This is a genomic window from Streptomyces sp. NPDC051555 (assembly GCF_044454405.1).
Lineage (GTDB): Bacteria > Actinomycetota > Actinomycetes > Streptomycetales > Streptomycetaceae > Streptomyces.
The window spans coordinates 1-2,046 of sequence record NZ_JBITDP010000101.1 but is presented as its reverse complement, the minus strand read 5'-3'; the positions used below and the strand labels follow the sequence as shown (position 1 = coordinate 2,046).

The window sequence follows — 2,046 nt, the reverse complement described above, 5'->3', positions numbered from 1 at the left end:
GGACGAAGAAGAGCCGTCCGGCAGACCCCGGGGCCCCGCGTGATCTTCGGCAAGCACGGTGCCGCCGCTCAAGCTGGCGAATGCCGGAGGTCGGCGGCGTACAGGGACGCGTCCGGGCGGGCTCCGTGATCCCCGCGCCGTACCGGATGAAGGGGGCCGCCCCCTTCCTGGGTGGCCGCACCGCCGGAGAGATCGGGCCCTTCGGGCCGTACGACGGTTACGACGCCATCGACGCGCGGGACCAGACGCACCCCGAAGCAGAGGACCGACCTACGGGGCACTGACACGTCGCGTGGCAGAGCGCCTGACATTCCCTCGTGTCGCCCGACAACAGAAGTGATCGGTAACCGTTAGTTACGGTCACCTTCGAAGAGCCACACCGCCCCGCATACCTGACCTGCTGTTCTGATCCTGTGAGTACGGAAGCCGGGCCGGCACTTGGATCGGATACCTGTGGCCTCGACTCGCTGGCCTTGCCGTACGCCGGTGACGTGGTGGTCCGGGACCGGCTGCTGCTCGGCGGCGGCCGGGTCGGCCGGTGGGCGACGTCCTGGACGGTGGGTGGCGACCAGATCGTCTGGCCCGTACGGGACTTGGCCTCGGTCGGGGTTCTGTCCTCGCAGCCTGTCCGGCGGTTCACCTGGCTGCCGCGGCAGTTTCATCGGCCCGGACTGGAGTTCTTGGTTTCGACCGGCCGGCTGCATGGGTTCGAGTCGTTGGAGGAGCGCGCCCTGCTGCTGGTGCTGGACTTCGTCGGGGTGGTGGAGGTTCTGCCTCAGCCGTTCCGCTTGGATTTCGAGCATGTTGGTGGCCGTTCGGCACACATTCCGGACTTCCTGGCGGTGATGCCCGACGGCGGGAGGTGGGTGCTGGACGTTCGGCCCGCCAGCCTGATCCGGGACGAGGACCTGGTGAATTTTGCCGCGACTCGGGAAGCCGCTGCGAGCGCAGGGTGGCGCTACAGCGTGGTGACGGGCTGGCGGCCGCACGTTCTGAGTGTGGTGGACGAGCTTTCCGCACGGCGCAGAGCGAGGTCAGACCGGCTGGGCCTGCAGCCGCAGCTGCTGGAGCTGGCCGAGCGGGGGCCGCTGTCATTCGGTGACCTGGTCGCTTCGACACCGTGGCCACTCGTGGCTCGGGCGGAGGCCGTTCATCTGCTCTGGCATCGCCGTCTGGGCGTTGACCTGGCAAGTCCCCTGGGTGACCGCTCGGTGGTCTGGGCGGGCGGAAGTGGTCCGGCGGCTCTAGGGAGCCGGTCGTGAGTCGCGGCGTTCTGGCCTTGGCTCCCGGGGTCCCCCTCGAGCTCGACGGGGTGGAGTGGACGGTCGAGGCGGTGGAGCCGCAGGTGGGCCGCGTCGTGCTGGCCACGGCCGCGGGCGAGCGCAAGCGCCGTTCGCTGCGGTGGCTGGTGAACCACCCGAACGTCCGGCCGCTGAAGACCTCCAAGGCGCTGTCGGTCCGAGGCAGCCGGCAGGGGGTCGTCCTGGGCGATCTGACCGAGGAACAGCTTCTGCGGGCCCGGATCCGGGCCGAGCACGTCCTGGAAGCCGAGACCGGCTTCCGCGCCGGGCACCCGTCACGGGCGCTGCCCGGCGAGCCGCGGCCGGCATACGACCCGCAGACGACGACGCTGGCTGAGCGGCGCCGGGCGAAGGCGGCCGAGGTCCAAGCTCTTCCTCCCGTCGAAGCCGCCGCCTTGGGCCTGCGGTTCCTGAGTAAGCGCACGCTGGAGCGGCTGGCGGGGAAGAGCGGCCGGGACCTGGTGCTGGCTTGCGCGGACGGCCGGTGGACCCGGGCCGGCGGCGGGCATCAGAGCATCACGGAGGAGGTCCGGGAGGCGATTTTCGCGGTCCGGCAGGAGTCGCTTCGGCGGTCGCGGATGACCATGGCCGCCCGGATCCGGCTGGTGAACCAGTACGTCAATGAGGTGTTTCCCGAGTTCCCTCTCGAGGACGTGCCGTCCCGGAACACGCTGATCGCGGTCTGGCGGGAGTGGTTCGGTTCGGACGGCGCGCGTCAGCGTTACGTCCGTACGGCGGAGACTGC

2 protein-coding genes and 1 pseudogene are annotated in these 2,046 nt (G+C 70.2%); all 3 read left to right on the top strand.

Annotated features, from left to right (window positions below):
• Positions 1 to 80: 80 nt before the first annotated feature.
• Positions 81 to 284, top strand: a complete 204-nt coding sequence (locus ACIBEA_RS44460) for a hypothetical protein (RefSeq protein ID WP_399270261.1) — start codon at positions 81 to 83, stop codon at positions 282 to 284.
• 129 nt (positions 285 to 413) lie between these two features.
• Entirely contained in the window at positions 414 to 1,262 is an 849-nt protein-coding gene (locus ACIBEA_RS44455) for a TnsA-like heteromeric transposase endonuclease subunit (protein WP_399270259.1), read from the top strand.
• Positions 1,259 to 2,046: pseudogene (locus tag ACIBEA_RS44450) on the top strand (transposase); the annotation flags it as partial. The gene ACIBEA_RS44455 and the pseudogene ACIBEA_RS44450, both read left to right, overlap by 4 nt.